The organism is Streptomyces sp. NPDC002513 (assembly GCF_053595355.1).
Genome location: NZ_JBSFXK010000011.1, coordinates 134,287 through 157,225 on the forward strand (window position 1 = coordinate 134,287; position 22,939 = coordinate 157,225).

The window sequence follows — 22,939 nt, forward strand, 5'->3', positions numbered from 1 at the left end:
GGAGTCCTGAGACACTGAGGGACAAATCGGGCAAAGGCGTGGAGGAGAGCGGTGGCTGCGGCTGCGGCGGTGCGAAGGAACAGACCGTGCCCGAACCGGACGTGCGGTCCGTCCCCCACGTCCTGCGGCATGCCACGGTCTTCGGTGCGCGCGACGCCCTCCCGGCCGGCCGCGCCCTGCTGCTCCTCGCTGACCGGTTCCGCCGCGGGTGCCCGCGCAGTCCTCGGACGCCGACGCACCCAGCACCCGCGGCACCCGCCGTATCCGCAATCACGACGAAGAAACCAGTCACAACGAAGAAACAAGTCACGACGAAGAAACAAGGAAGGTACGTCATGGACAGAGCGCATCGCTGGACCGGCGCGCTGGTCGGGACGGTCGGCGCGGCCCTGATGGCCGCCGGCCCGGTCATGCTTCTGCAGGGTCGCAAGGGCCGGAAGGAGATCCGTAGCGAACTGGCCGCACAGAAGATCACGTTCCCCGCCCACGGGCTACCGGCCCACCTCATCCCTTTCGCCGGGCAGAGCGTGGAGACCGGCCCCCAGGCCCACGCGTACGCTGAGCTGATCAAGGACCATGTCGTCAAGGCGACCGGCGGCCGCACCTACGCCGAGATCACCGAAGAACTGCGCGTCGCCGGGAACGACGACGAGAAGCTCACCCAACTGCGCCAGACCGCCTTCATGGGTGAGACGCTGCGCGGCTCGCTGCTGTCCGCCTACCAGGCCTGGCACCTCACCACGCTGGTCACGGGCCTGGGAGGTGCGCTGACCGGCCTCGGCGCGGCGCTGGTGGCCACGGTAGGCGCCGTGGGTGCGGATCCGCGCCGCCGCTGACCGGCCCGGCCCCGCAGGCCCACTCGGGTCGAGCCGCCGAGTGGGAGCCCTTCTGACGCAGAGTCAGCTGCCTGCGGACTCCGCTCTCGTCCTACGGCCGGTTCGAGCCGGGCTCGGCCCCCGTACACCCCGGGTGCCGAGGACGATCGGCGCGAGGATCTCTTGCCGGGCATACCCGAGGTCTTCGCGCAGGCGGCCGCCGTCCTCGCCGACCATGGCGGCGGCCTCTCCTCAACTCTCCGTGTTCTCATGGCACTTGGGCCTGCCTTTTCACCGGTACTTCATGTCGGCCGCGCGTGTGACGCCGCGCCCTGTGCGCAGGCCCGCGCTCCTTGCCTGACCGCCGCGACTGCCCCCTCAGTGCACCCGGGGTGTATCCGCGTCCCCGCAGCCCATCCGGCCCTGTCGTGCTCGCCGGAAGAGGGACCCTCGGCCCCTGCCGACGGGCTCATCGGCCGCCGCGCCGAGGTGGCCCGATGCCGGAAGCTGACTGCCGACCGATCCGGAGGTTTCCCGTGTACGACCGCACAGAGCGCCCGCGCGACTGTTTCCACCGCCGTCCCCCGTGGCGGGCGCGGCGCACGGACCGGACCGGCCGCCGTCCGGCCGCCCTGGTGCTGCCGCCGGCCCGGCGGATGCTGTCAGCGCAGGCCGGGGATCGCTTCGCGCCCGAAGCGGGGCGCCGGTTCGGACTGCTGACCGGGGCGGTGTTCCTTCCGGTGCAACTTGGCACCGGGTGGGCCATGGCCTGGCACAAGGGCGTCACCCGGGCCTCGCTCGCCGAACCCGGCTCCGGGCACACGCTGGCGGCCAGACTCGGCCTGTTCCCGGTCGTCCTGCTCGCCGCGGCCGGACACGATGTCGCGCATCCCAGGGGCCGCCCGGAACGCGCCCGGGCCCTGGCCGTCGTCTCCCTGGTCGGCCCGCCGGGCGTCGTCCTGCCCGCCACCTGACCGGCGCCGCTCCGACTCCCCGCGGTCGGCCGTGCGGGTGATCCCGGACGAGAGAGGAAGCATGATGCGTACCCCTGGCCTGGATGCGGCAGCCCTGGAGGTGCTGCTCGCGGCGGCGGTGGCGGCGCCGTCCCTTCACAACACACAGCCCTGGCGCTTCCGCGTGAACCCGGACGACCAGCTCCTGGAGGTGCGTGCGGTGCCGGCGCGGCAGCTATCGGTCGCCGACCCCGACGGCCGCGCACAGCATCTGTCCGTGGGCGCGGCCGTGTTCAACCTCCGGCTCGCCGCCGAGCACTTGGGCTGGCGACCGGACGTGCGGCTGCTGCCCGACCCGGCCGAGCCCGACCTGCTGGCCGACATCCGGCTCATCGGCCGGGCCGATCCGCACGACCACCGTGGGCGGGAGGCGGATCTGTACGACGCCATCGCGCGGCGGCACAGCAGCCGGATGCCGTTCACCGGCCGCCCCGTACCCGATCCGGTCGTGGCGGAGATGTCCGCGGCGGCACACACCGAGGGCGCGCGACTGCATGTACCCGATATCGTCGGGACCCGACGGCTGCTGCGCCTGACCGCCGTCGGCGAGGCCCGTAACCACGCCAGCCCGGCGCGCACCGCCGAGGCCCGCACGTGGATCACCGCCCCAGGGGCGGACAGGCCGTACGGCATCCCGGTCACGGCCCTCGGTCCGCCGGACGCGGCCGGGCGGCTACCGATGCGGGACTTCACCGGCCCCCTGCCCGCGCTGCATCTTCCGGCCCTCCGCTTCGAACGTCATGCCCAGGTGGCCCTGTTGTGGACATCCCGCGACCGGCAGGAGGACTGGCTGCGCGCGGGCCAGGCACTGCAGCACGCACTGCTGACGGCGACGGTGCACGGGGTGCGCACCTCTCTGCTGCACCAGGCGATGGAATGGCCGGACCTGCGGGCGGCCACCAGCCTCTTCCGCAAGCGATGCCACCCGCAGCTGCTGATCCGATTCGGCTACGGTCCGGACGGCGGCCGCACTCCGCGCGCCCCCGGACAGTCTGCGGCAGAGGTCGCGGACGAGCCCGCCCCGGAACGTCCCGTGACCAATGCCGGATCGGCGACCTGAGTCGGATGATCGCCCAGCGTACCGGCCGCATATGCGCCGCCGTGAAGTCGCCGGTCCGGGCATGTGGGACGCCCACCGGGTTCACATACACGAATCTGACACATGTGGGTGTACCTGAAGGTCACTGCCATGCCAAACTCGCTCAACGGTCCTTGCGGAATTGGCTAGTTGGAGGGATCTCCATGAGCATTTCCCGGCGTACTGTCCTCGCCGTGGCAGCCGGTGCCACGGCAACCGCCACCTCGCCGGCACGGGCCGCGGAGGCGTCCGGTGACCAGGAGCCGGCGTCGACCGCGCATACGCTGCGTACGGCAGCCGATTACGCGGTGGAGAAGTTGCGCGCGGTCGCACCGGGCGTGAGCGCCTTTCCCGTCGCCACGAAGTTCGAGAAATGGACCTTCTCCCAGGACGGTGACTGGATCGGAGGATTCTGGCCGGGGACGCTGTGGATGGCGTATCTCTACAGCAAAGAGGACGTGTTCCGAACGCTGGCCCTCGACTCGGCCCGCAAGCTTGCTCCCCGCCGGAACGACACCACCACCCACGACCTCGGTTTCCTCTTCTATCCGTCATGGGTCACCGCCTGGCGGCTGACGGGCGACGACACGTGGCGCGCGGGCGCCGTGCAAGCGGCCGAGTCGCTGATTCAGCGATACAACCCCAGAGGCCGCTTCATCCGAGCGTGGGGAGCACTCGACGACCCGCGCAACGCCGGCCGGGTCATCATCGACACCATGATGAACCTCGATCTGCTGGACTTCGCGAGCCGGCAGACAGGCGACGCGAAGTACCTCGACGTCGCCGTGAACCATGCCGAGACGGCACAACAGGTCTTTCCCCGCGAGGACGGGTCGACCCCCCACGCCTACGACTTCGATCCCGACAGCGGCGCACCGATCGGCCCGAACACGGTCCAGGGCTACAGCCCCACCTCCTGCTGGTCGCGCGGGCAGGCCTGGGGCATCTACGGGTTCACCACGATCTACCGCCGGACCGGGAACCGGCAGTTCCTGGCCACAGCGCGCAAGCTCGCCGACTTTGCGGTGGGAGCGCTGAGCCCGGACCACGTGCCCGTGTGGGACTACCGTGCACCCCAGCAACCGTACGACATCAAGGACGCATCGGCGGGCGCCGTCATGGCATGCGGACTGCTCGACCTGTCCGCCGCGACCGGCAGGCGCGAGTACCGGCAGGTGGCGGTGCGGATCCTCACCGCGCTGTCGGAGACCTGCCTGACGAGAAGATCTGCTCGAGCCGAGGCGATAGTCGCCCGCTGCACCCGCAACCGGCCGGCCGAGGACGGAATCGAGATCTCCCTGCCCTACGCCGACTACTACTTGCTGGAAGGCATCTTGCGGGTGCTGCAACCGCAGGACGTCGACCGGGCCATCGACCTGTCGATGCCCTGACCGCTGCCATGCGCCTCCGGCACCGCGACCGGCCCCACAGCCGGGGCGACCACGGTGCCGGAGGACGCCGCCACGGCGGCGATCATGGCTGAGCACATGCGAGACCGGCCGCCGGCGTGCGGAGCCGCTCCGAACATCACCGAGGCCGGGCGTCCCACCCTGAACGCCCATGGCCGCCACTCGGCTCTGCGTACCGTTTCGGTGAAACGGGCCGGCGGGTCACGCGTGAGGTGCGACCATGCCCAAGAACTCCTCCACCACCCGCCCCAGGACGTCGGGGTGTTCGAGGTGCAGGTCGTGCCCCGCTTGGGGGATGCTCACGGCCACCGTCTCCGGTCGCCGCTGGAGCATGCCGTCGATCTCCTGCGGCGAGAGGATGCCGCGCCGGCCCAGGACGGCCAGGGTCGGACAAGCGATGCCTGCCCACTCGTCCCAGAAGGACCGGCGGGCGTTCTCGGCGAGTGAGGCGACCATCACGTCGCGATCGAAACAGGGCCACCAGCCGCCGTCCCGCTCTTCCAGCCCGGCCGCCCAGCCCTCGCCGACCGTGCCGCCGCCGAAACAGCAGGATGACAGGCGGCCCTTCCCCGCCCCAGTCGCGACAGGTGAGGCGGACGCCGTCGCGTTCCACGGTGCGCTCGGCCCAGGTCATGTGACCCCTTTCCGGATGTGGACGCGGTGGTGTCAGCGGTAGGCGGCGAGGAAGGCGCGGACGCCGGCGGCGGCGTAGCGGTCGAGGTCCGCCTCGGTGTGCTGCGGCGAGCCGGTGAACATGGCCTTGTTCACCGGGATCCACAGCAGAAGTCCGGAGAAGTGGTGTGCGGCCAGGAGCGGCTCGTCGACGTGGAGCAGTCCTTCGTCGGCCAGGCGCCGGAAGGCGTCCGCGAGGGTGTCCAGGACCCGCTCGAAGCCCTGCTCGTACCAGGCGGTGCCCAGTTGGGGGAAGGTGTCGGCGTTGGAGATGATCAGGCGCCGCAGTCGCAGCACCTGGGGTTGGGTGAGAGCGGCCAGGAACCGGCGGGCGAGTCGGTGCAGGTTCTCTTCCAGGGTGTCGGAGTCGCTGGGGATGTCGGCCACCAGGTCGATCATGGTGTCGATCTGGTCGGTGGTGGCCAGGACGATCTCCGCGAACAGCGTTTCCTTGTCGGTGAAGTGCTTGTAGACGGTCTGCTTGGACACTGCGGCCAGTTTGGCGATGTCGTTCATGCTGGTGCCGGAGTAGCCCTTCTCCAGGAACACCTGGGTCGCGGCCTTCACGATCGCCTGATGTTTGCGGGCCGACCGGCCGGGCTCGTGGGTATCCACTCCGACCTCCTGGAGGTAAGTACTGGACGGTCTAGTTTTGCATAAGTACTGTACCGTCCAGTCCCAGGTAATCGATCCCCCACAACACACTCACAGGAACGCCAACGCTCAACTGACAGGAGACGTCCGACATGACCGCATCAGCGAAGGGCCCCGCCAGCTACTTTCCCTCGATCGAGAAGAAGTACGGGCGCCCGATAGCGGAGTGGAAGGACCTCATCCGCTCCTCGCCTCTGACCAAGCACATGGAACTGGTCACCTGGCTGAAGTCCGAACACAGTCTGGGACACGGCCACGCCAACGCCCTTGTGGCCCACACCCTCGCCGAGGAAAGCAGCAGGTGACCGCTGCCCGAGCGTACCGACGGCACGGTCGCCACAGCGATCGCTGCGCACTACCCCTGCATCACTCGGCGTCCTGCGACGGCCCCACCCGCGAACGGCCGAGCTCCGCCGTGCCGCCGTGGGCAGCGGACAGCGGCAACCCCGTCCATGACGCACCCGCCATCCCCTGACCGTCGCGGGGTGACCACCTCGGGGCCGGATCGCTGAGGGGCGCAGTGCCCTACGGCGCCGACGGCCGCCGCGCGGCGAGCACCGACTCCAGCACGGCCCGACGCCGCCGGTACGGCCACCCGGCCGTGACCGTCCCGGGCATCCGCGGCCCGACGCGGCCCGCGGCAGCGCCGGCACCGGCCAGCCGGCGACTCCGGCCCGCCCGCCCACTGGTCTTCGCACGGTCGACGGTCATCGCCGTACACCGAAGCCGTCGGCGGCATCGTGCGCTGGAGGGAGCGGTCAGGACTGCCGGGCGTGCACCGGGCTGTGGGCGACCTCGTCCGGGCACTTCCCGTGCGGCTCGCGCTTCCGCTGGTCGCGCTGCCAGTCGAACGTCGCGAGGGCGAGGGACGCCACCATGCCGATGAGGCCGGCGACCAGCGCGGCGACGAGGGCGCCGCGGTAGTCGCCGCTCCTGCCGAGCACCGTGTAGAAGAGGGCGGGCAAGGCAGCGGTTCCCACCGAGGCGCCGAGCCGCTGACCGGTCTGCAGCGCGCCGCCCGCCGCGCCCGCCATGTGCACGGGCACATCCCGCAGGGTCATGGTGACGTTGGGGGAGACCACGAAGCCGCTGCCTATGCCGCCGAGGAACAGGGCCGGGGCGGCGATCCAGGGAGCGCTGTCGAGGGGCCCGAAGCGGAGCAGCAGCGCGGTGCCGCCCAGGCCGATGATCACGCCCGCGAGGCCGCACACGGTGAGCAGGCGGCCGAACCGGTCCACCAGCCGGCCGGCGACCACGGCTGCGCTCGCCGAGCCGATGGCGAACGGCGTCACGGCGAGGCCGGACTGGAGTGGGGAGAAGCCGAGGCCGTGCTGGTAGTAGAGGGCGAAGACCAGCCAGACGCCGCTGAAGCCGATGAAGTACAGCGTGCCGACGCCGGAGCCCACGGCGTAGCCGCGCACGGTGGTGAACAGGCGCGGGTCGAGCAGCGGTTGGGCATCCCGGGCGACGAGGCGGCGCTGCCACTGGACGAAGGCGGCGAGGAGCGCGGCGCCCACGAGGAACAGCCACCACAGGTTGCTGATGCCGCCGGAGTCCGCCTGGACCAGCGGGTACATGAGCGCGAGGACGCCGAAGCCGAGCAGCAGGACGCCGGTCAGGTCCAGGTCTCCCCGGCCGGACCGCCGGACGCGGGGCAGGAGGCGGTAGCCGAGCAGAACGGCGATGACGCCGATGGGAACGTTGACGTAGAAGATCCACCGCCAGCCTTCCGCACCGGAGGCCAGGGCGAGGATGGCGCCGCCGGTGATGGGGCCGACGGCGGAGGAGATGCCGACGGTCGCCCCGAAGAAGCCGAAGGCGCGACCGCGTTCGGCGCCGCGGAACATCTGCTGGATGAGCGCGGAGTTCTGGGGGGCCATGACGCCGGCCGCCAGGCCCTGGGCGAGGCGGGCCGCGATCAGCAACGTGATGTCGGGAGCCGCTCCGCAGGCCGCGCTGAAGATCACGAAGGCGCTGAGGGACAGCAGGAAGATGCGGCGCCGGTCCAGGGCGTCGCCGAGGCGCCCGGCGGTGACGAGGGCGAGGGCGAAGGTGAGGGCGTACCCGGACACCACCCACTGCACCTGCGCGGGGGAGGCGTGCAGGTCGCGCTGGATCGTGGGCAGGGCGACCGCCACGATCGTGACGTCCAGCAGGGTCATGAAGCCGGCCACCAGGGTGACCCACAGGGCCCGCCACCGGTGTGGATCCGGCACGTACTCGGACCCCTGACTGTCCGGGTTCCGACCGCCTGCCGCTGACGTCGACGCTGTCACAAGGGCTCCTCTCGCCAGGATCGAATCCAGGCGAATCAAGTTTCCCCATCCCGCTGCACGGGCGCACACCGCAGCCCGCGGTCCGAGCACTCTCGGAAAAGAATTCTGCACAGATCGCCGGATGAGGCATGAGGGGCCGCGCGCCGGGTACTTGGGCGATCTAGAACAACTGCGTCTCCAGGCCGGCGAAGTGCTTGTGCGGCGCCGCGGGCTCACTCCGGCCCGGCGGCTCGCCTCGGCCAGAGTGATGCCATAGGGGCCATGCGCGCCGCCAGGTCACCACCGAGCCGGAGCCACGGCGAATGATCCGCAGCAGCCGTCGGCCCTCGTCGTCATCGATCTCGCGTAAGCGCACCCGTTCTGCCATGCGCAGACGTCAGCGGCTGCACGCGTTTTCAAGCCCTCATGCCGGACGGGCGCCCTGCTCTCGCAGCACCGCTTCCAGCCGGGTGAGGTCCTCGGTGTCCTTCCTGCGGCGGGGCCGGCCCGGAACCCAGATCGGCATCATCTGTTTGATCTCGATCTGGGCGCGGGGACTGATGATCCGGCACTGAAGTGCCCCGATGCGGCCAACAGAAGCATCGAGCATGCCCTCTGGCCACATCTCCCCGGCCCAGGGGCCGCCGGCGACCACAACGCGCCCGAACCGGTCCTTGCCCAAGAGAGCGAAGCTGCTCTCCACGCCCTGCTTACGGAAATCGATCTGCTGGTCGGCAGGCGGCCCGGACAGAGGCTCATAGCCGGAACCCAGCAGGCCGGCGGTCAGAGCAGAGGCATCCTCCGCCCAGGCGAACCAGTCGATGTCCACGTGGTCGCGCGTGACCTTGCCGATGAAGAAATCCATGGCCCACCCCCCGCGGAGCCACACCTCCACACCGAGGACCTTCGCGATCTCCACCGTCTCGCCGATCAGCCGAAGCTGCAGTGCACTGCGCTCTCTGTCCACAGTCGAGCAGGCTATGTGGCAAACCCAGCCGCAGCAGCTCGATTTCCGGCTGCGAGAACGGGCGAACGTTGCCTGATGCGGCATTAGGTTGCGCTGGACTGTACTGCTGTGGCCCGGGTCGGGGCGAGGCGGTAGGAGCCGGTGCCGGTCTCGACGATCGTGCCGGTGAAGACGAGCCGGTCGACGACGGTCGTGCAGAGCCCGGGATCGGTGAAGATCTTGGCTCACCCACCGAAGGTTTCGTCGGAGGCGACGGCGACGCTGCATGAGGTCCCCGCTCCCGTGGTCTCAGTTCTGGCAGCCGCAACCCGACGCCGTTTTCGCCTGGGTGACGCTCGGGACGGGGTCGGCAGAGGTCTCGCCGGAGGTGCGGCAGGCGTCGACGCTGCGGCATGCGTCGGCTGGCTCCGCCGCCTTGGTGGGGGTATCGGCGGCCATTGGCTTGGTGGCGCGGACGATGGCGGAGTGCATGCCGTCGGCGACCGGGTGGGTCGGGGTGATCTCGATGTCCGTGAAACCGGCGGCTTGCAGCCCTGCGTGGTATTCGGCGAAGGACAGGGCGCCGGCGATGCAACCGACGTAGTCGCCGCGCTCGGCCCGCTGTTCCGGGGTGAGGGTGTCGTCGGCGACGACATCGGAGACGCCGATGCGGCCGCCGGGCTTCAACACGCGGAAAGTCTCGGCGAAGACAGCGGGCTTGTCGACCGACAGGTTGATCACACAGTTGGAGATCACGACGTCGATGGAGTGGGCGGGCAGCGGGATGGCCTCGATGGCGCCCTTGAGGAACTCGACATTCGCGGCGCCCGCCTTCGCGGCGTTGGTGAGGGCCAGGGCGAGCATCTCGTCGGTCATGTCCAGGCCGTATGCCTTGCCGGTGGGGCCCACGCGGCAGGCGGAGAGCAGGACGTCGATACCGCCTCCGGAGCCGAGGTCCAGGACGCGCTCGCCCGCGCGTAGTCCGGCGACGGAGGTGGGGTTGCCGCAGCCGAGGGAGGCGGCGACGGCCGTAGCGGGCAGCGTCTCACGCTCGTCTACGCCGTAGAGGGTGGCACCGAAGTTCTCGTCGACCTCGACAGGCTGTGGTCCGCAGCAAGCGGTGCCGCTTCCGGTGACTTTCAGGGCCACAGTGGCGTAGCGCCGTCGGACGGTTTCGCGCAGGTCGGTGGACTGCTCGCTCATCACGTCACTCCTGGATGTACGGGACACGGCAGTGCCCCGGAACGGCCTGTATCGACGTTCGTTGATGCAACCTTGCGCGTTGCATCGAAAAACGTCAACATAGAGATATGTCGAAACAAGAGCTTGAGGTGATCGGCCAGGACGCCGGTGGCGACTGCTGCGGCGCGCTCGCGTCCGCGCCGCTGGACGATGAGCGTGCGGCTCGGCTGGCGAAGGTGTTCAAGGCCCTCGGGGATCCGGTCCGGCTCCGGCTGCTGTCGATGATCGCCTCCCGGGAAGGCGGCGAGGTCTGTGTGTGCGAGATGACGCCCGCCTTCGACCTCTCCCAGCCGACGATCTCCCACCACCTCAAGCTGCTCCGCCAGGCCGGGCTCATCGACTGCGAACGGCGCGGGACGTGGGTGTACTACTGGGTACTGCCCGGCGTCCTGGACCAGCTCACCGCGTTTCTGACCACGCCGCAGACCGCGGGAGCACTCGCGTGACCGTCCCCCTCGGCCGCCGCGTCGCCGCCGAAGCCGTCGGGACCGGGCTTCTGGTCGCGGTCGTCGTCGGTTCCGGTATCCAGGCCACCGAGCTCTCGCGTGACGCCGGCGTGCAGCTGCTCGCCAACTCCCTCGCCACCGTTTTCGGTCTGGGAGTGTTGATCGCGCTGCTCGGGCCGGTCTCCGGCGCGCACTTCAACCCCGCCGTGACCCTCGCCGCGTGGTTCACCGGACGCCGCGCCGCCGGCGGCCTTACGCTGCGGGACATCGCCGCGTACGTGCCCGCCCAGATCGCGGGGGCGATCGGCGGGGCGATCCTTGCCGACGCGATGTTCGCCAAGCCGCTGGTGAAGTTCTCCACCCACGACCGGTCTGCCGGTCACCTGTGGCTGGGCGAGGTCGTCGCCACGGCCGGGCTGATCCTGCTGATCTTCGGCTTTGACCGGATCGGCCGCGCCGCGCTCGCCCCGGCGTCGGCCGCCTCCTACATCGGGGCTGCCTACTGGTTCACCTCCTCCACGTCGTTCGCGAACCCGGCGGTGACCATCGGCCGCGCCTTCACCGACACCTTCGCCGGCATCGCCCCCACCTCCGTCGCCCCGTTCATCACGGCCCAACTGCTCGGAGCCGCGCTCGGACTGGGCGCCGTCGCGGCGGTCTACGGCCGCCCTGCTCCCGCCGGAGACGAGGTCGTCGCCCCGCACGGCCAACCCGAACTCGCCTCCCCCTGACCCGTCCCACTCTCGAGAAGGACTCCTGCCATGAGCGCTCCCACCCCGCGCGCGTCGGTGCTGTTCGTCTGCGTCCACAACGCCGGCCGCTCCCAGATGGGCGCTGCCTTCCTCACCCACCTCGCCGGTGACCAGGTCGAGGTCCGCTCGGCCGGTTCCGCGCCTGCCGACACCGTCAACCCGGCCGTGGTCGAAGCCATGAAGGAGGTCGGCATCGACATCTCCGCCCAGACCCCGAAGGTCCTCACTACGCAGGCCGTGCAGTCCTCGGACGTGGTGATCACCATGGGCTGCGGGGACACATGCCCCGTCTTTCCCGGCAAGCGGTACCTGGACTGGCAACTGGACGACCCCGCCGGGCAGGGCGTGGACGCCGTGCGGCCGATCCGGGATGCCGTCGAGCAGCGCGTGCGCGGGCTGCTCGCCGAACTCGGCATCCCGGCAGCGGCATGACCACCACGACCGACATCCGCGTCGCGCCCACGCCGTCGGAACGCGCCGAACAGGTGCTGGCGGAGGAGACGAACGGAGCCGTCAACGCCAGACCGAGGGTGGCCAGGGCGACGCCCAGGGACAGGGTGGAGCGGGCGCCGATGCGTGCGGCCATCTGCTGGTCTCCGTGCCTGCCGCCGTCGCCGTGGCGAGTTTCACGGTCGCGCCCCACATGATCAGCCTGTACGACCTGACCGAGCGGCTCGCCCCCGCGGAAAGGGCCGCGGTCGCCATGACCATCCTGTGCGCCGGTGGCCCGCTCGGTACTGCCGCCGGGCAGGCCGTGTCCGGCGCCCTCGCGGAGACTCACGGCACCGGAGGCGCCCTGGTGGTGGCTCTGGCCGTCGCAGCCGGTGCGCTGCTCCTCGCGCTCTCGGCAACCATGGCCGATCGGGGCCGCAATGTCTGGATCGTCGACACCGTTCCCACGGAGAATCAAGTGCCTCGGGGGCCCGTGGCACCGGTATTGCCGTGCGTGACACCTAGCCAGGTCTCAGACTGCGGGCATGGATGAAACCACTGAGCCCGCAGCCGTCACGCATGCAAAACAGTCGAGCGAGTCTTTGGGACATCCGCCCGGTGCTCGGCTGCTGATCGTCAACTGCGATGACTTCGGCATGTATCCAGCGATCAACGCCGCGGTGATCGAGTCGGTCGAAGAGGGCATCGCCAGTTCGTGCAGCCTGATGGTCCCGTGTTCTGCGGCGCGGCAGGCCATGGAACTGCTCAGCCGACGACCGCAGATCCCGTTCGGAATCCACCTCACCCTGGTATGCGAGATGCCCGCCATGCCGTGGGGGCCGATGGCCGCCAAGGAACGAGTTCCCTCACTGCTGGACCCTGCAGGCGAGTTGTTCCCGCCGACCCCCGCCGGACGGGCGGCCCTGCTCGGCCAGGTTCGGCTCGATGAGATCGAACTCGAGTTCCGCGCCCAGATCAATGCGGTCGCCGACGCCGGGCTCGCGCCGACCCACCTGGACTTCCATTGCCTGGCCGATGGCGGTAGCGACGACATCCTCGACCTGACGGTAGTGCTGGCTGCGGAGTACGGCCTCGCGGTGCGGGTCTGGCTCGAACCCGGGCGCCGGACGATGCGGCAACGCGGGCTGCCGGTCATCGACAACGACTTCCTGGACAGCTTCTCCCTCGACATCGAAGGAAAGGCGGCCCGATACGCTCAGATGCTGTGCGACCTGCCCGCCGGACTCAATGAATGGGCGGTGCATCCCAGTCTGGGCGACGAGGAGTCGCAAGCCGTCGACGATGGCTGGCTCGTGCGCCGGACGGACTACGAGTTCCTGACGTCGCCGCAGGCCCGTGACGTTCTTCGGCAGGAGGACATACGCGTGATCGACTACCGAACCATCCAGCAACTCTGGTCCCAGGGCACGAGCTCGCGATGAGCGATGCGGCCCGCCGCTCTGCGGGCGGCGGGCAGCCGAGCAGGAAGCCGCAGTCGTCAGCCTGCCTTGGCGGGCTCCTCGACCGGCGTGATGTCTTCAACGGCGAGATGCTGACGCGCTGCGAGGAGATCATGCGCGACGTGTGCGAGAGCTTCGGCGCAGAACTGCGGGAGTTCAACGGCGAAGGCGACCACGTCCACCTTCTCGTGCACTGCCCGCCAAAGATCGCCCTGTCCAAGCTGGTCAACAGCCTCAAAGGCGTCAGCTCCCGCTACCTGCGCGCCGAGTACACCGGCCGGATCAACCGGACCGGGACGGGCTCGGTGTTCTGGTCCCCGTCCTACTGTGCGGGGTCCTGCGCCGGCGCACCGCTGAGCATCGTCAAGGACTACATCGAGAACCAAAAACGCCCGGCATGACCGTCCCCCCAGGCACAGCGCACTCCGGCGCTTCGCACCTCCGGGCCAAGGATCGCATTCCCGCCCGGCCTGAAGGCCGGGATTCCCTGCGAAGAACAAGGGATGGCCTGTCGGAGGTGACCGCTAATGTTCTTGTGACGTGGATCGCGGTGGCGGCTGATGCGGAGGGGGCACAGGATGGGTGCTTCGGCCTGGGACTACTACGTGCCGTACCAGGAGGATCTTGGCGCCGCGCTGGAGGAGCTGCGGCACCGAGTGTTCCGCGCCGGTGACTACTACTGGGTACGCGGCGGCGACTGGCTTTCTGAGGAGGAGCGCCGCCCGCGCCCTTCGACGCTGGACGAACTGTGGGCCGACGAGTGGACGCAGCACTCTGGTACCCACTCGATTCTCGACGTCTTCAGCGTCCAAGGGGAAGATGAGGAGCCCGAGGCCTGTGCAGTACAGCCGGTGACCGCCGAAGAGGCCCGGAAGGCCACCGGCACTGAACGGCTGACCCGCGAACACGTTCCAGCGATCCAAGACCTCGCTCGCGAGCGCTGGTACGGCCGTTGCGCAGTACTGCACGATGACCACGGGAGGGGACATGAGATCTACTTCTGGGGTTGGTCTGGAGACTGAGCCGTCCACCTCCTCGGGCCAGTAGGCGGTCAACCGCACACACGCCAAGATCCGAGCCCCCGGCGAACAGGCGGTGGCACGACCGCGGCAGGGCACGCGGACGGTGCCGTCGGCGCTGGTGCGCGGGACCGGGCAAGGCTGGCGCGGCCCGTAGCTACCTGCCGACGGTACCGCCGTCGACGGCTTCTCCCTGATCGACGAGATCGTCCAAGAGAGTGCAAGGCGGATGCCGGCCGCCGCGCTCGAAGCCGAAGTCGACGCCTACGTCGCCGAGTTGCCCGACCGGCGGGACGGGCACGGCCGATAACTCGTTGTCCGCAATGGCTACCACCGGCCAGGAGGGCCACCCCCGCGGCCGGGGCAGTAGAGGTGAGGGCCCCGCGGGCCCGCGGGTGAACGACCGAGTACGGACCGGCCAGAACCGAAGCAGACCCGCTGTCTCAGCGTCTACCGGAGCCGGAGCCGAAACGGCCCTTCAGCGCTTGTTCGACGGTGAGAAGGCCGGCGGCTTCGAGGACCTCTCCGGCGAGGGACATTCCGATCCGTACGCCGCCCGCTGCACACAGTGATGGATGCCGTCGAGGTCCCGGCTCGCGCTCGATCACCGTGTCGGAAGAGGCGGGGCGCACGAGATCGGGACAGTCACATCCACAGGTCGTGACGGTTACTAAATCTAGAAATCAGATCGCCTACAACGGAAACATCTGTTGGACAGGTTTTCAGGTGCGCCCGAGGATGTCTCGTGCGGTAGCACGGTCGACGCGACACCGGGATGGACTACCGCCTGAGTGGAGGCTGCAATGCCGAGTGAAGAGACTGAAGTGGTCGTCGTCGGGGCGGGCCAGGCAGGCGTGGCGATGAGCGAGCACCTGGGAGCTCACGGCGTACCGCACATCGTCCTGGAGCGGCACCGTATCGCCGAGCGGTGGCGTTCGGAACGGTGGGACTCCCTGGTCGCGAACGGGCCCGCGTGGCACGACCGATTCCCGGGGTTGGAGTTCTCCGACGTCGCCCCCGATGCCTTCGCCTCGAAGGAGCAGGTCGCGGACTACTTCGTCGCGTACGCCGAGAAGATCGGTGCCCCGATCCGGTGCGGTGTCGAGGTGACCTCGGTGCGGAGGCACGCCGGTCGGCCTGGCTTCCGTGTCGAGACGTCGGAGGGCTCCATCGACGCGCGCTTCGTCGTGGCTGCGACCGGACCGTTTCAGCGGCCCGTGATCCCGCCCATCGTCCCCGACGGTGCCGTCCCCGTGCAGATCCACTCCAGCGGGTACCGCAACCCCGAGCAGCTGCCCGAGGGCGCGGTCCTCGTCGTCGGGGCCGGCTCCTCGGGGGTCCAGATCGCCGACGAGTTGCGCCGGTCCGGTCGCCGGGTCTTCCTCTCCGTCGGTCCACATGACCGTCCTCCCCGCGAGTACCGCGGACGTGACTTCTGCTGGTGGCTCGGTGTGCTCGGGATCTGGGACGCGGAGACGCCTCCCCGAGGTGCCGAACATGTCACCATCGCGGTCAGCGGCGCCCGCGGCGGCCACACCGTGGACTTCCGTGCCCTGGCCGGCACCGGCATCGAGCTCGTCGGACTGACCGCGTCCTACGACGACGGCGTACTGCGCTTCGCACCGGATCTCGCCACGAACATCGCGCTCGGCGACGCCAAGTACCTCGCGTTCCTCCGGGCGGCCGACGCATATGTCGAGCGCAATGGGTGCGACTTGCCCGAGGAGCCGGACGCCCACGTCCTCGGGCCGGACCCGGACCGCGTGAGAAGTCCCCTCCTCGAGCTCGACCTGGCCGAGGCCGGTGTCACCTCGATCGTCTGGGCGACGGGCTTCGCCACCGACTACGGCTGGCTCGAGGCCGACGCGTTCGACGAGAACGGCCGGCCGAACCATCGACGAGGAGTGTCCTGCGAGCCCGGCGTCTACTTCCTGGGCCTGCCCTGGCTGTCCCGCCGCGGGTCGAGCTTCATCTGGGGGGTATGGCACGACGCCAGGTACGTCGCCGACCACATCACGACCCAGCGAGGCTACCTCGCCTACGGCACCACCTACCGGCCCGGCGCCACGCCGGCGACCCGGAAGAACTGAGGAGCAGACGATGACCTCCACGAGCCAGGGCCGCCAGGTGAAGGCCCCGATCGTCGCCGGCGGGCACACCCGGATCCGTCCGTTCAACACGCGCGACACCTATCCCGAGCAGAGCCTCGACAACGACCTCTGTCAGGCCGTCGTCGCCGGCAAGACGGTGTACGTCCGGGGCCAGATCGGCCAGGACCTCGACACCAGCGAGTCCGTGGGCATCGGCGATGCCGAGGCCCAGGCAGAGCAGGCCATGGCCAACATCAAGATGCTGCTCGAGGAAGCGGGCAGCCGCATGGAGCACCTGGTTAAGCTGACCATCTACCTGATCGACCCGCGCTACCGCGAGGCGGTGTACCGCACCGTGGGCCGCTGGACCAAGGGCGTGTACCCCATCTCCACAGGCCTGGTGGTCTCCGCCCTCGCCCGCCCGGAGTGGCTGTGCGAGATCGACGCGATCGCCGTGATCCCCGAGGAGGAGCAGGCATGACCTTTTCCCTGGTGGTACGTGACGGTGAGCGGTTCGGCATCGTGGCCAGCTCGTCGAGCCCGGCGGTCGCCGCCCGGGTCGCCCATCTGCGGCCCGGGGTCGGCGCGGCGACTTCGCAGAACATCACCGACCCCACGCTCGGCACGAGCCTGCTGGAGGCGCTGGCGGACCACGGCGACGCCGAACGCGCCCTGGCCGACGTCACCGGCGCGGCGCGGAACGCGAAGACCATCGCATACCGGCAGCTGACCGTGCTGGGCCGTTTTGGACCCGGGTTCGCCTACAGCGGCTCGCGGACGCTCGGCACGCACGCCTTCGCCACCGCGGACGGCGCGGTGGCGGCCGGCAACATGCTGTCCGGCGAGCACATCCCCGGCGTTCTCCTCGACGCCTACGCCGCGGCCACCGGGGAACTCGAGGAGCGTCTGGTCACCGCCCTGAAGGCCGCCGTCGCGGCCGGCGGCGAGGAGGGACCGGTGTACTCCGCGGGTCTGGCGGTCGTCGCGGACGTGGGCTGGCGGGTGACCGACCTGCGGGTGGACTGGGCCGGCGATCCCGTGGACCGGCTCGGCGAACTCGTCGACGTCTGGCTGCCGCAGCGGGACGACTACGTGCGGCGCGGACTCGACCCCGCCTCCGCTCCTTCGTACGGCGTCCCGGGCGACCGGTGATGGGCGCGCTGAAAGAGGCGGCCCGGCAGGCGGTCGACCGTCATGCCGAGGAGCTGATCGGTCTCTCCGAGCGGCTGCACGCCGACCCGGAGACCGCCTGGGAGGAACACCGGGCCGCTGCCGCCGTACCGGAACTGCTGGACCGCGCCGGATTCGACGTCACTTCGTCCTACCTGGGCCTGGAGACGGCGTTCCTCGCCCGGCTGGGGAGCGGGCCCGTCCGGATCGCGCTGTGCGCCGAGTATGACGCGCTGCCGGGCCTCGGCCACGCGTGCGGGCACAACCTCATCGCGGCGAGTTCGGTGGGGGCCGCGCTCGGCCTGGCCGCCGTCGCCGACGATGCCGGCCTCACCGTCGAGGTCTACGGCACCCCGGCCGAGGAAGGCGGCGGCGGCAAGATCGAGATGCTCGACCGGGGCGCCTTCGCCGGAGTGGACCTCGCGATGATGGTGCACCCGGCGCCGGTCGACGTCGCCGAGGCTCGCCCGTTCGCGGTCAGCCACTCCAAGATCTCCTATACGGGGAAGTCCGCGCACGCCGCGGCCTATCCGGAGGCCGGGGTCAACGCGGCCGACGCCTTCACCGTGGCCCAGGTCGCGATCGGCCTGCTGCGCCAGCAGCTGCCGGCCTCGGCCAGGGTGCACGGTGTGGTGACCCATGCCGGGGACGCCCCGAACGCCATCCCGGAGCGGTCGACCGGCCGTTGGTACGTGCGGGCGGAGACGCTCGCAGAACTGGCCGAGCTGGAGCCACGGGTCATGCGGGCCTTCGAGGCCGGTGCCCTCGCGACCGGCTGCGAGCTGGAGATCGAGCCGGAGAGCAAGCCGTACGCGGAGTTCCGTACGGACGAGACCGCCCTCGGGCACTACCGTGCGAACGCCCTCGCCTTGGGCCGGGAGTTCGCGCCGCCCGGCCAGGCCGCGCGGATGAACCGCGCCTCCACCGACATGGGCAACGTCTCGCAGGTGGTGCCGGCCATCCACCCCTACATCGGCATCGGATCCCTGCCCGCCACCAACCATCAGCACGAGTTCGCCGCGTACTGCGTGGGCCGGACGGCGCAGCGGGCCCTGCTCGACGGGGCGATCGCGCTGGCCTGGACCGGCGTGGACCGCAGCGTGTCGGCCGGGGGAGCGGCGCCGTGACGGGAGCGGTCGCCGCCGTGGCCGCTCGGACGCCCGCACACGCTGCCCGTGACCATGGGCGCGGACAGCGCCGTGCTGCCCGACGCCGGCTCCGCGTGGCCCAGCCCCGGCCGCTACGCCGGGACGGCCGGGGCGCCTGGCCGGGCGCGGACGGACCCGAGTCCGACGGTCACGGCGTCCCGGGCGCACCTGCCCGGTGTTCCCGCCGCTGCCGCACCCCGGCTCAGTGTGTCGTTCACCGGACCCCCTGACCCCCGACGCCCCGGAGGACACCGATGCCCCTGACCTCAGGCCCCCAGCGCACCGTCCCGGCAGACAACGGATACCGGACGGAGCACGACATGCTCGGCGACGTCGGCGTGCCGGCGGACGCCTACTACGGTGCGCACACCGCCCGGGCGGTGGCCAACTTCCCCCTCACCGGGGAGACCCTCGCCGCCCGGCCGCACCTGATCGGCGCCCTGGCGGCGGTGAAGCACGCCGCGGCCCGCGCCAACGCCGAGGTCGGCGCCCTGGACGGCACACTCGCCGCGGCGATCGCGGACGCCTGTGCCGAGGTCCGTGACGGCGCGCTGCGGGACCAGTTCGTGGTCGACCTCATCCAGGGCGGCGCGGGCACGTCGACCAACATGAACGCCAACGAGGTGATCGCCAACCGCGCCCTGGAACTGCTCGGACGCCCCCGCGGCGAGTACTCGGCCCTGCACCCCCTCGACCACGTCAACCTCGGACAGAGCACCAACGATGTCTATCCGACCGCGGTGAAACTGGCGCTGGACGCGCACATCGCCGAACTGCTCGTCGCCCTGGCCGGCCTGCGCGCGGCCTTCGAGACCAAGGCCGCCGAGTTCGGCGACGTGCTGAAGATGGGCCGCACCCAACTGCAGGACGCCGTACCCATGACGCTGGGGCAGGAGTTCGGCGCGTTCGCCGCCACCCTCGCCGAGGACGAACAGCGACTCGCCGAGGCCAGACTGCTGCTGCACGAACTCAACCTCGGCGGCACGGCGATCGGCACCGGACTCAACGCCCGCCCGGGCTACCGGGGGCGCGCGATGGAGTGTCTGCGCCGGCTGACGGGGATCCCGACGCTCGTGTCCTCGCCCGATCTCATCGAGGCCACCCAGGACGTCGGCGTCTTCGTCCAGCTGTCCGGCGTGCTCAAGCGCATCGCCGTGAAACTGTCCAAGATCTGCAACGACCTGCGTCTGCTGTCCTCGGGACCGCAGGCCGGATTCGGCGAGATCAACCTCCCCGCGCGGCAGGCCGGATCGTCCATCATGCCCGGCAAGGTCAATCCGGTGATCCCCGAGGCGGTCAACCAGATCGCGTTCGAGGTCATAGGCAACGACGTGACCGTCACCCTCGCCGCCGAGGGCGGCCAGCTCCAGCTCAACGCCTTCGAACCAGTCATCTACCGCAGTCTGAGCGCCGGCCTCGACCACCTCACCGCGGGGATCGGAGTCCTCACCGAGCACTGCGTGCGGGGCATCACCGCCAACCGGACCCGGCTCGCGCAGACCGTCGCCGCCTCCACCGGACTGGTCACCGCGCTCAGCCCCGCACTCGGCTACGAGACCGCCTGCGCCATCGCGCTGGAGGCGCACCACACCGGCAGGCCCGCGCTCGACCTCATACGCGAGCGCGAGCTGCTGACCGAGGCGGAACTCCGCGAACTCACCAGCCCCGCTTCCCTGACCGGCCTGCCCGCGCTCTGAGAGCAGGGCACCGTCGGCACCCGCACAGCTCCGGCTTCTCCACCCATCCCCAGAAGGAGGTCATATGCGCACCTATGACAGCGGCGCCACGACGACCGAAGTCGCGGTGGCCACCGACGTGGTCGCACTACGCAGGAGCGTCGCCGCGGGAGCCGTCGGCGTGTTCGTGCACTGGTTCGACTGGGCTGCCTACGCCTATCTCGCCAGTACCGTCGCGACCGTGTTCTTCCCGACCGAGAGCGGCACGACCGGACTGCTCGCCGTGTTCGGTGTGTTCGCCGTGTCGTTCGGTATCCGACCGATCGGTGCCCTGGTGCTCGGACCGCTCGGCGACCGGATCGGCCGCAAGCGCACCCTGTCGCTGGTCATCTTCATGATGTCCGGCGCGACCCTGGCGATCGGTCTGCTGCCCGGCTACGCGTCGATCGGGACCGCCGCCCCGGTGCTCCTGGTCGTCCTGCGCCTGATCCAGGGCTTTGCCGCGGGCGGCGAGTTCGGCAGCGCGGCGAGCTTCCTCGCCGAAAGCTCGCCCCGGCGCCGTCGCGGATTCGGTGTGAGCTGGCTGGAGGTCGGCTCCCTGCTGGGCTTCCTCGCCGGCTCGTTCGCCTTCCTGCTGCTGTCCGCGGGGCTCGACGACGACCAGCTGACCTCCTGGGGCTGGCGCATCCCCTTCCTCATCGCCGCGCCGCTGGGCGTCATCGGCTTCATCATCCGCAACAAGATCGAGGACACCCCCGAGTACCGGGCACTCGAAGCCAGCGACTCCGCTCCGCGCAGCCCCGCGTGGGAGCTGCTGCGCTCCCACAAGCGGCAGCTGCTCCAGGCGGCGGGCCTGATGGCGGCCATGCACGTGCCCTTCTACGCGGTGCTGACCTACCTCGTCACCTACGAGACCGACCACCTGGGGCACTCGGCCGACAGCGCCGCCCTGCTGTCCACGGTCATCTCGCTGCTGGGGCTGGTGCTCGTGCCGCTGTTCGGCCTGCTGTCCGACCGGGTGGGACGCAAGCCGGTGTTCGTCGGGGCGACGGCGGCCCTGCTGGTCGTCTCCACCCCGGCCTTCCTCCTGATGCGGACCGGACTCGCCGGGACCTGGATCGCCGGTCTGCTGCTCGGCGTGATTCTGGCGGCGATCCTCGGCACGTACGCGGTGTGGTCGGCGGAGACCTTCCCCACCCGTACGCGTCAAAGTGGTCTGTCCATCGCCTACAACCTCACCGCCGCCCTGTTCGCCGGCACCGTGCCGTATCTGATGACCGTGCTCATTTCAGCGACCGGCAGCACCCTGGTGCCCGGCCCGTACCTGATGGTGTTCGCCGTCGGCGGTCTCGTCGCCGCCCTGTCCCTGCGGGAGACCGCCGGTTCCGCCCTGCTGCACCCTGAGGACGTGCCCGAAGCGGCGGCCCTCGACGCTCGCTAGAAGATTCAGGAGCGTTTCGAAAGGAGCGTCGCCCGCCCGAAGGGCGAGGCCCGAGGCGTCTGGTCGCGGTGCAACGCAAGGCGCAGGGGCGTCCGCGTACTGTGCGTATGCGGACGCCCCCGACAATGCGGCGAGGTGCGGTGCCTGGGGGCACGTCCCAGCCGCCAGGCCGGGGGAACGTCACGGGCCAGACCCGACTTGCGGCACATGCCCTGGTGGACAGCACCGCATAGGGTCGGCACCGACACGGATCGCCAGGCGCAAGGGTCACGGATGACGTCACCGGTGGGTTTCACGCTCGTTCAGCTCCGCTATTTCCTCGTCGCCGCCGAACGCGGTTCGATGACGGAGGCGTCGGCGGAGCTGCACATCGCGCAGTCCGCCGTGTCCGCGGCCATCTACAACCTGGAGCGGGACCTGCAGGTGCAGCTGTTCATCCGCCGACGGGGCCGGGGGCTGACCCTCACACCCGCCGGGGAGCGGCTCCAGCAGCAGGCACGGGATCTGCTGGCCCGCGTCCGCGAGGTCGAACGGGAGGCCCGGGGAGACGGGGAGACCATCTCCGGACCGGTGACCGTCGGCTGTTTCGTGACCTTGGCCCCCTTCTACCTGCCACCTCTGTTCAGCGAGTGCACCAGACGCTATCCGGGCATCGGGATCGACGTGGTGGAGGCGGAGACGGACCAGCTCGTCCACGCCCTGGCGGCGGGACGCATCGACTTCGCCCTCACCTACGACATCGGCCTGCCGACCGGGCCGGACCTGCACAGCGAGATGATCGCCCGCGCCCCGGCCTATGTCATCGTTTCGGCCGATCACCCGCTGGCCGGTCAGGGCAGTGTGGAGCTGACCGAACTGTCCACGGAACCGCTCGTCCTGCTGGACCTTCCCCACAGCCGCGACTACTTCCGCTCGCTGGTGGCTGCCACCGGCACCGCGCCCGATGTCCGCTACCGCACCCGGAGCTACGAGACCGTGCGCTCCCTGGTGGCCCGGGGACTCGGCTACTCCGTGCTCAACCAGCGGCCGACGACCCGTCAGACCTACGGCGGCGGCGAGATCGCGGAACTTCAGCTCCGGGACGGCGGCCCCCCGCTCGAAGTCACGATCGCCTCCGTGGGGGGCATGACCCAGACCGCGCGTGCCCGAGCGGTGATGGACCTGCTCCGGGAGATCGCCGCCCGGTCCACCCAGGTCTGAGCCGGCCACCGCTCACCGGAG

General features: G+C 70.3%; 23 protein-coding genes and 3 pseudogenes. 20 read left to right on the forward strand and 6 right to left on the reverse strand.

The features are described 5' to 3' along the window. The first annotated feature begins 335 nt into the window (after nucleotides 1-335). The 4 genes from ACWD5Q_RS10890 (at nucleotide 336) to ACWD5Q_RS10905 (ending at nucleotide 4,297) form a co-directional block, all read left to right on the forward strand. Nucleotides 336-836 carry a hypothetical protein gene (locus ACWD5Q_RS10890; RefSeq protein WP_451426697.1) on the forward strand — a complete coding sequence of 167 codons (501 nt, stop codon included), beginning with the start codon at nucleotides 336-338 and terminating at the stop codon, nucleotides 834-836. A 515-nt stretch (nucleotides 837-1,351) separates the two neighbouring features. Continuing rightward, the gene (locus ACWD5Q_RS10895) at nucleotides 1,352-1,789 is read left to right on the forward strand and encodes a hypothetical protein (protein ID WP_451426698.1); all 438 of its coding nucleotides are present in this window, start codon (nucleotides 1,352-1,354) and stop codon (nucleotides 1,787-1,789) included. A gap of 64 nt (nucleotides 1,790-1,853) precedes the next feature. Next, nucleotides 1,854-2,888 carry an Acg family FMN-binding oxidoreductase gene (locus ACWD5Q_RS10900; RefSeq protein ID WP_451426728.1) on the forward strand — a complete coding sequence of 345 codons (1,035 nt, stop codon included), beginning with the start codon at nucleotides 1,854-1,856 and terminating at the stop codon, nucleotides 2,886-2,888. A gap of 182 nt (nucleotides 2,889-3,070) precedes the next feature. Next, nucleotides 3,071-4,297, forward strand: a complete 1,227-nt coding sequence (locus ACWD5Q_RS10905; protein ID WP_451426699.1) for a glycoside hydrolase family 88 protein — start codon at nucleotides 3,071-3,073, stop codon at nucleotides 4,295-4,297. A 219-nt stretch (nucleotides 4,298-4,516) separates the two neighbouring features. On the opposite strand, the gene ACWD5Q_RS10910 is transcribed toward ACWD5Q_RS10905, so the two are convergent. Both ACWD5Q_RS10910 and ACWD5Q_RS10915 read right to left on the reverse strand, forming a co-directional pair. After that, nucleotides 4,517-4,774 carry an alpha/beta fold hydrolase gene (locus ACWD5Q_RS10910; protein ID WP_451426700.1) on the reverse strand — a complete coding sequence of 86 codons (258 nt, stop codon included), beginning with the start codon at nucleotides 4,772-4,774 and terminating at the stop codon, nucleotides 4,517-4,519. A 207-nt stretch (nucleotides 4,775-4,981) separates the two neighbouring features. Beyond that, nucleotides 4,982-5,602, reverse strand: a complete 621-nt coding sequence (locus tag ACWD5Q_RS10915) for a TetR/AcrR family transcriptional regulator (RefSeq protein ID WP_451426701.1) — start codon at nucleotides 5,600-5,602, stop codon at nucleotides 4,982-4,984. A gap of 131 nt (nucleotides 5,603-5,733) precedes the next feature. Here ACWD5Q_RS10915 and ACWD5Q_RS10920 point away from each other — a divergent pair, with 131 nt between their 5' ends. Further along, entirely contained in the window at nucleotides 5,734-5,946 is a 213-nt protein-coding gene (locus ACWD5Q_RS10920; RefSeq protein ID WP_451426702.1) for a DUF4287 domain-containing protein, read from the forward strand. Nucleotides 5,947-6,399: 453 nt separating this feature from the next. Here the strand turns inward: ACWD5Q_RS10920 and ACWD5Q_RS10925 are convergent, their stop codons facing one another. The 4 genes and pseudogenes from ACWD5Q_RS10925 to arsM all read right to left on the reverse strand — a co-directional run bounded on the left by ACWD5Q_RS10925 (nucleotide 6,400) and on the right by arsM (nucleotide 10,045). After that, nucleotides 6,400-7,917: an MFS transporter gene (locus ACWD5Q_RS10925; protein ID WP_451426703.1), complete on the reverse strand. Its 1,518-nt coding sequence runs from the start codon at nucleotides 7,915-7,917 to the stop codon at nucleotides 6,400-6,402. Between the two features lie 403 nt (nucleotides 7,918-8,320). Further along, nucleotides 8,321-8,863, reverse strand: coding sequence for a nucleotidyltransferase domain-containing protein (locus ACWD5Q_RS10930; RefSeq protein ID WP_451426704.1), 543 nt, complete (start codon nucleotides 8,861-8,863; stop codon nucleotides 8,321-8,323). An 83-nt stretch (nucleotides 8,864-8,946) separates the two neighbouring features. After that, nucleotides 8,947-9,126: pseudogene (locus tag ACWD5Q_RS10935) on the reverse strand (ATP-binding protein); the annotation flags it as partial. A gap of 25 nt (nucleotides 9,127-9,151) precedes the next feature. Beyond that, nucleotides 9,152-10,045, reverse strand: a complete 894-nt coding sequence (gene arsM / locus ACWD5Q_RS10940) for an arsenite methyltransferase (protein ID WP_451426705.1) — start codon at nucleotides 10,043-10,045, stop codon at nucleotides 9,152-9,154. 107 nt (nucleotides 10,046-10,152) lie between these two features. Between arsM and ACWD5Q_RS10945 the strand changes: the two genes are divergently transcribed. From ACWD5Q_RS10945 to ACWD5Q_RS11015, 15 genes and pseudogenes are all read left to right on the forward strand, one after another. Beyond that, nucleotides 10,153-10,530 (forward strand): ArsR/SmtB family transcription factor, encoded by a 378-nt coding sequence (locus ACWD5Q_RS10945; RefSeq protein WP_451426706.1) that lies wholly within the window; start codon nucleotides 10,153-10,155, stop codon nucleotides 10,528-10,530. Beyond that, entirely contained in the window at nucleotides 10,527-11,261 is a 735-nt protein-coding gene (locus ACWD5Q_RS10950; protein WP_451426707.1) for an aquaporin, read from the forward strand. Before ACWD5Q_RS10945 ends, ACWD5Q_RS10950 begins: the two co-directional genes overlap by 4 nt. Before the next feature lie 30 nt (nucleotides 11,262-11,291). Then, nucleotides 11,292-11,714 (forward strand): arsenate reductase ArsC, encoded by a 423-nt coding sequence (locus ACWD5Q_RS10955; protein WP_451426708.1) that lies wholly within the window; start codon nucleotides 11,292-11,294, stop codon nucleotides 11,712-11,714. 211 nt (nucleotides 11,715-11,925) lie between these two features. After that, nucleotides 11,926-12,267 carry a hypothetical protein gene (locus tag ACWD5Q_RS10960; RefSeq protein ID WP_451426709.1) on the forward strand — a complete coding sequence of 114 codons (342 nt, stop codon included), beginning with the start codon at nucleotides 11,926-11,928 and terminating at the stop codon, nucleotides 12,265-12,267. Further along, entirely contained in the window at nucleotides 12,260-13,156 is an 897-nt protein-coding gene (locus ACWD5Q_RS10965; protein ID WP_451426710.1) for a polysaccharide deacetylase family protein, read from the forward strand. Before ACWD5Q_RS10960 ends, ACWD5Q_RS10965 begins: the two co-directional genes overlap by 8 nt. Before the next feature lie 83 nt (nucleotides 13,157-13,239). Then, nucleotides 13,240-13,575: pseudogene (gene tnpA / locus ACWD5Q_RS10970) on the forward strand (IS200/IS605 family transposase); the annotation flags it as partial. A 177-nt stretch (nucleotides 13,576-13,752) separates the two neighbouring features. After that, entirely contained in the window at nucleotides 13,753-14,196 is a 444-nt protein-coding gene (locus tag ACWD5Q_RS10975; protein ID WP_451426711.1) for a hypothetical protein, read from the forward strand. A 190-nt stretch (nucleotides 14,197-14,386) separates the two neighbouring features. Beyond that, nucleotides 14,387-14,580: pseudogene (locus ACWD5Q_RS10980) on the forward strand (IS256 family transposase); the annotation flags it as partial. 416 nt (nucleotides 14,581-14,996) lie between these two features. Continuing rightward, complete coding sequence (locus ACWD5Q_RS10985; protein ID WP_451426712.1) at nucleotides 14,997-16,283, forward strand: flavin-containing monooxygenase; 1,287 nt, start codon at nucleotides 14,997-14,999, stop codon at nucleotides 16,281-16,283. A 10-nt stretch (nucleotides 16,284-16,293) separates the two neighbouring features. Further along, nucleotides 16,294-16,764 (forward strand): RidA family protein, encoded by a 471-nt coding sequence (locus ACWD5Q_RS10990; RefSeq protein WP_451426713.1) that lies wholly within the window; start codon nucleotides 16,294-16,296, stop codon nucleotides 16,762-16,764. Next, nucleotides 16,761-17,435 carry a DUF1028 domain-containing protein gene (locus ACWD5Q_RS10995; RefSeq protein ID WP_451426714.1) on the forward strand — a complete coding sequence of 225 codons (675 nt, stop codon included), beginning with the start codon at nucleotides 16,761-16,763 and terminating at the stop codon, nucleotides 17,433-17,435. The genes ACWD5Q_RS10990 and ACWD5Q_RS10995 overlap by 4 nt, the downstream gene beginning before the upstream one ends. Next, a complete protein-coding gene (locus tag ACWD5Q_RS11000) occupies nucleotides 17,435-18,580 on the forward strand; it encodes a M20 family metallopeptidase (protein ID WP_451426715.1) in 1,146 nt (381 codons plus the stop codon). The genes ACWD5Q_RS10995 and ACWD5Q_RS11000 overlap by 1 nt, the downstream gene beginning before the upstream one ends. 275 nt (nucleotides 18,581-18,855) lie before the next feature. Beyond that, nucleotides 18,856-20,298, forward strand: coding sequence for an aspartate ammonia-lyase (locus ACWD5Q_RS11005; RefSeq protein WP_451426716.1), 1,443 nt, complete (start codon nucleotides 18,856-18,858; stop codon nucleotides 20,296-20,298). 64 nt (nucleotides 20,299-20,362) lie between these two features. Beyond that, nucleotides 20,363-21,718 (forward strand): MFS transporter, encoded by a 1,356-nt coding sequence (locus ACWD5Q_RS11010; RefSeq protein WP_451426717.1) that lies wholly within the window; start codon nucleotides 20,363-20,365, stop codon nucleotides 21,716-21,718. A gap of 273 nt (nucleotides 21,719-21,991) precedes the next feature. Next, complete coding sequence (locus ACWD5Q_RS11015) at nucleotides 21,992-22,918, forward strand: LysR family transcriptional regulator (protein WP_451426718.1); 927 nt, start codon at nucleotides 21,992-21,994, stop codon at nucleotides 22,916-22,918. Nucleotides 22,919-22,939: the final 21 nt, after the last annotated feature.

Coding starts and splice junctions, on each gene's coding strand:
- ACWD5Q_RS11000 (WP_451426715.1), top strand. CDS start 17,435: ATGGGCGCGCTGAAAGAGGCGGCCCGGCAGGCGGTCGACCGTCATGCC.
- ACWD5Q_RS10905 (WP_451426699.1), top strand. CDS start 3,071: ATGAGCATTTCCCGGCGTACTGTCCTCGCCGTGGCAGCCGGTGCCACG.
- ACWD5Q_RS10955 (WP_451426708.1), top strand. CDS start 11,292: ATGAGCGCTCCCACCCCGCGCGCGTCGGTGCTGTTCGTCTGCGTCCAC.
- ACWD5Q_RS11015 (WP_451426718.1), top strand. CDS start 21,992: ATGACGTCACCGGTGGGTTTCACGCTCGTTCAGCTCCGCTATTTCCTC.
- ACWD5Q_RS10995 (WP_451426714.1), top strand. CDS start 16,761: ATGACCTTTTCCCTGGTGGTACGTGACGGTGAGCGGTTCGGCATCGTG.
- ACWD5Q_RS10890 (WP_451426697.1), top strand. CDS start 336: ATGGACAGAGCGCATCGCTGGACCGGCGCGCTGGTCGGGACGGTCGGC.
- ACWD5Q_RS10920 (WP_451426702.1), top strand. CDS start 5,734: ATGACCGCATCAGCGAAGGGCCCCGCCAGCTACTTTCCCTCGATCGAG.
- ACWD5Q_RS10945 (WP_451426706.1), top strand. CDS start 10,153: ATGTCGAAACAAGAGCTTGAGGTGATCGGCCAGGACGCCGGTGGCGAC.
- ACWD5Q_RS11005 (WP_451426716.1), top strand. CDS start 18,856: ATGCCCCTGACCTCAGGCCCCCAGCGCACCGTCCCGGCAGACAACGGA.
- ACWD5Q_RS10960 (WP_451426709.1), top strand. CDS start 11,926: ATGATCAGCCTGTACGACCTGACCGAGCGGCTCGCCCCCGCGGAAAGG.
- ACWD5Q_RS11010 (WP_451426717.1), top strand. CDS start 20,363: ATGCGCACCTATGACAGCGGCGCCACGACGACCGAAGTCGCGGTGGCC.
- ACWD5Q_RS10990 (WP_451426713.1), top strand. CDS start 16,294: ATGACCTCCACGAGCCAGGGCCGCCAGGTGAAGGCCCCGATCGTCGCC.
- ACWD5Q_RS10900 (WP_451426728.1), top strand. CDS start 1,854: ATGCGTACCCCTGGCCTGGATGCGGCAGCCCTGGAGGTGCTGCTCGCG.
- ACWD5Q_RS10985 (WP_451426712.1), top strand. CDS start 14,997: ATGCCGAGTGAAGAGACTGAAGTGGTCGTCGTCGGGGCGGGCCAGGCA.
- arsM (WP_451426705.1), bottom strand. CDS start 10,045: ATGAGCGAGCAGTCCACCGACCTGCGCGAAACCGTCCGACGGCGCTAC.
- ACWD5Q_RS10975 (WP_451426711.1), top strand. CDS start 13,753: ATGGGTGCTTCGGCCTGGGACTACTACGTGCCGTACCAGGAGGATCTT.
- ACWD5Q_RS10965 (WP_451426710.1), top strand. CDS start 12,260: ATGGATGAAACCACTGAGCCCGCAGCCGTCACGCATGCAAAACAGTCG.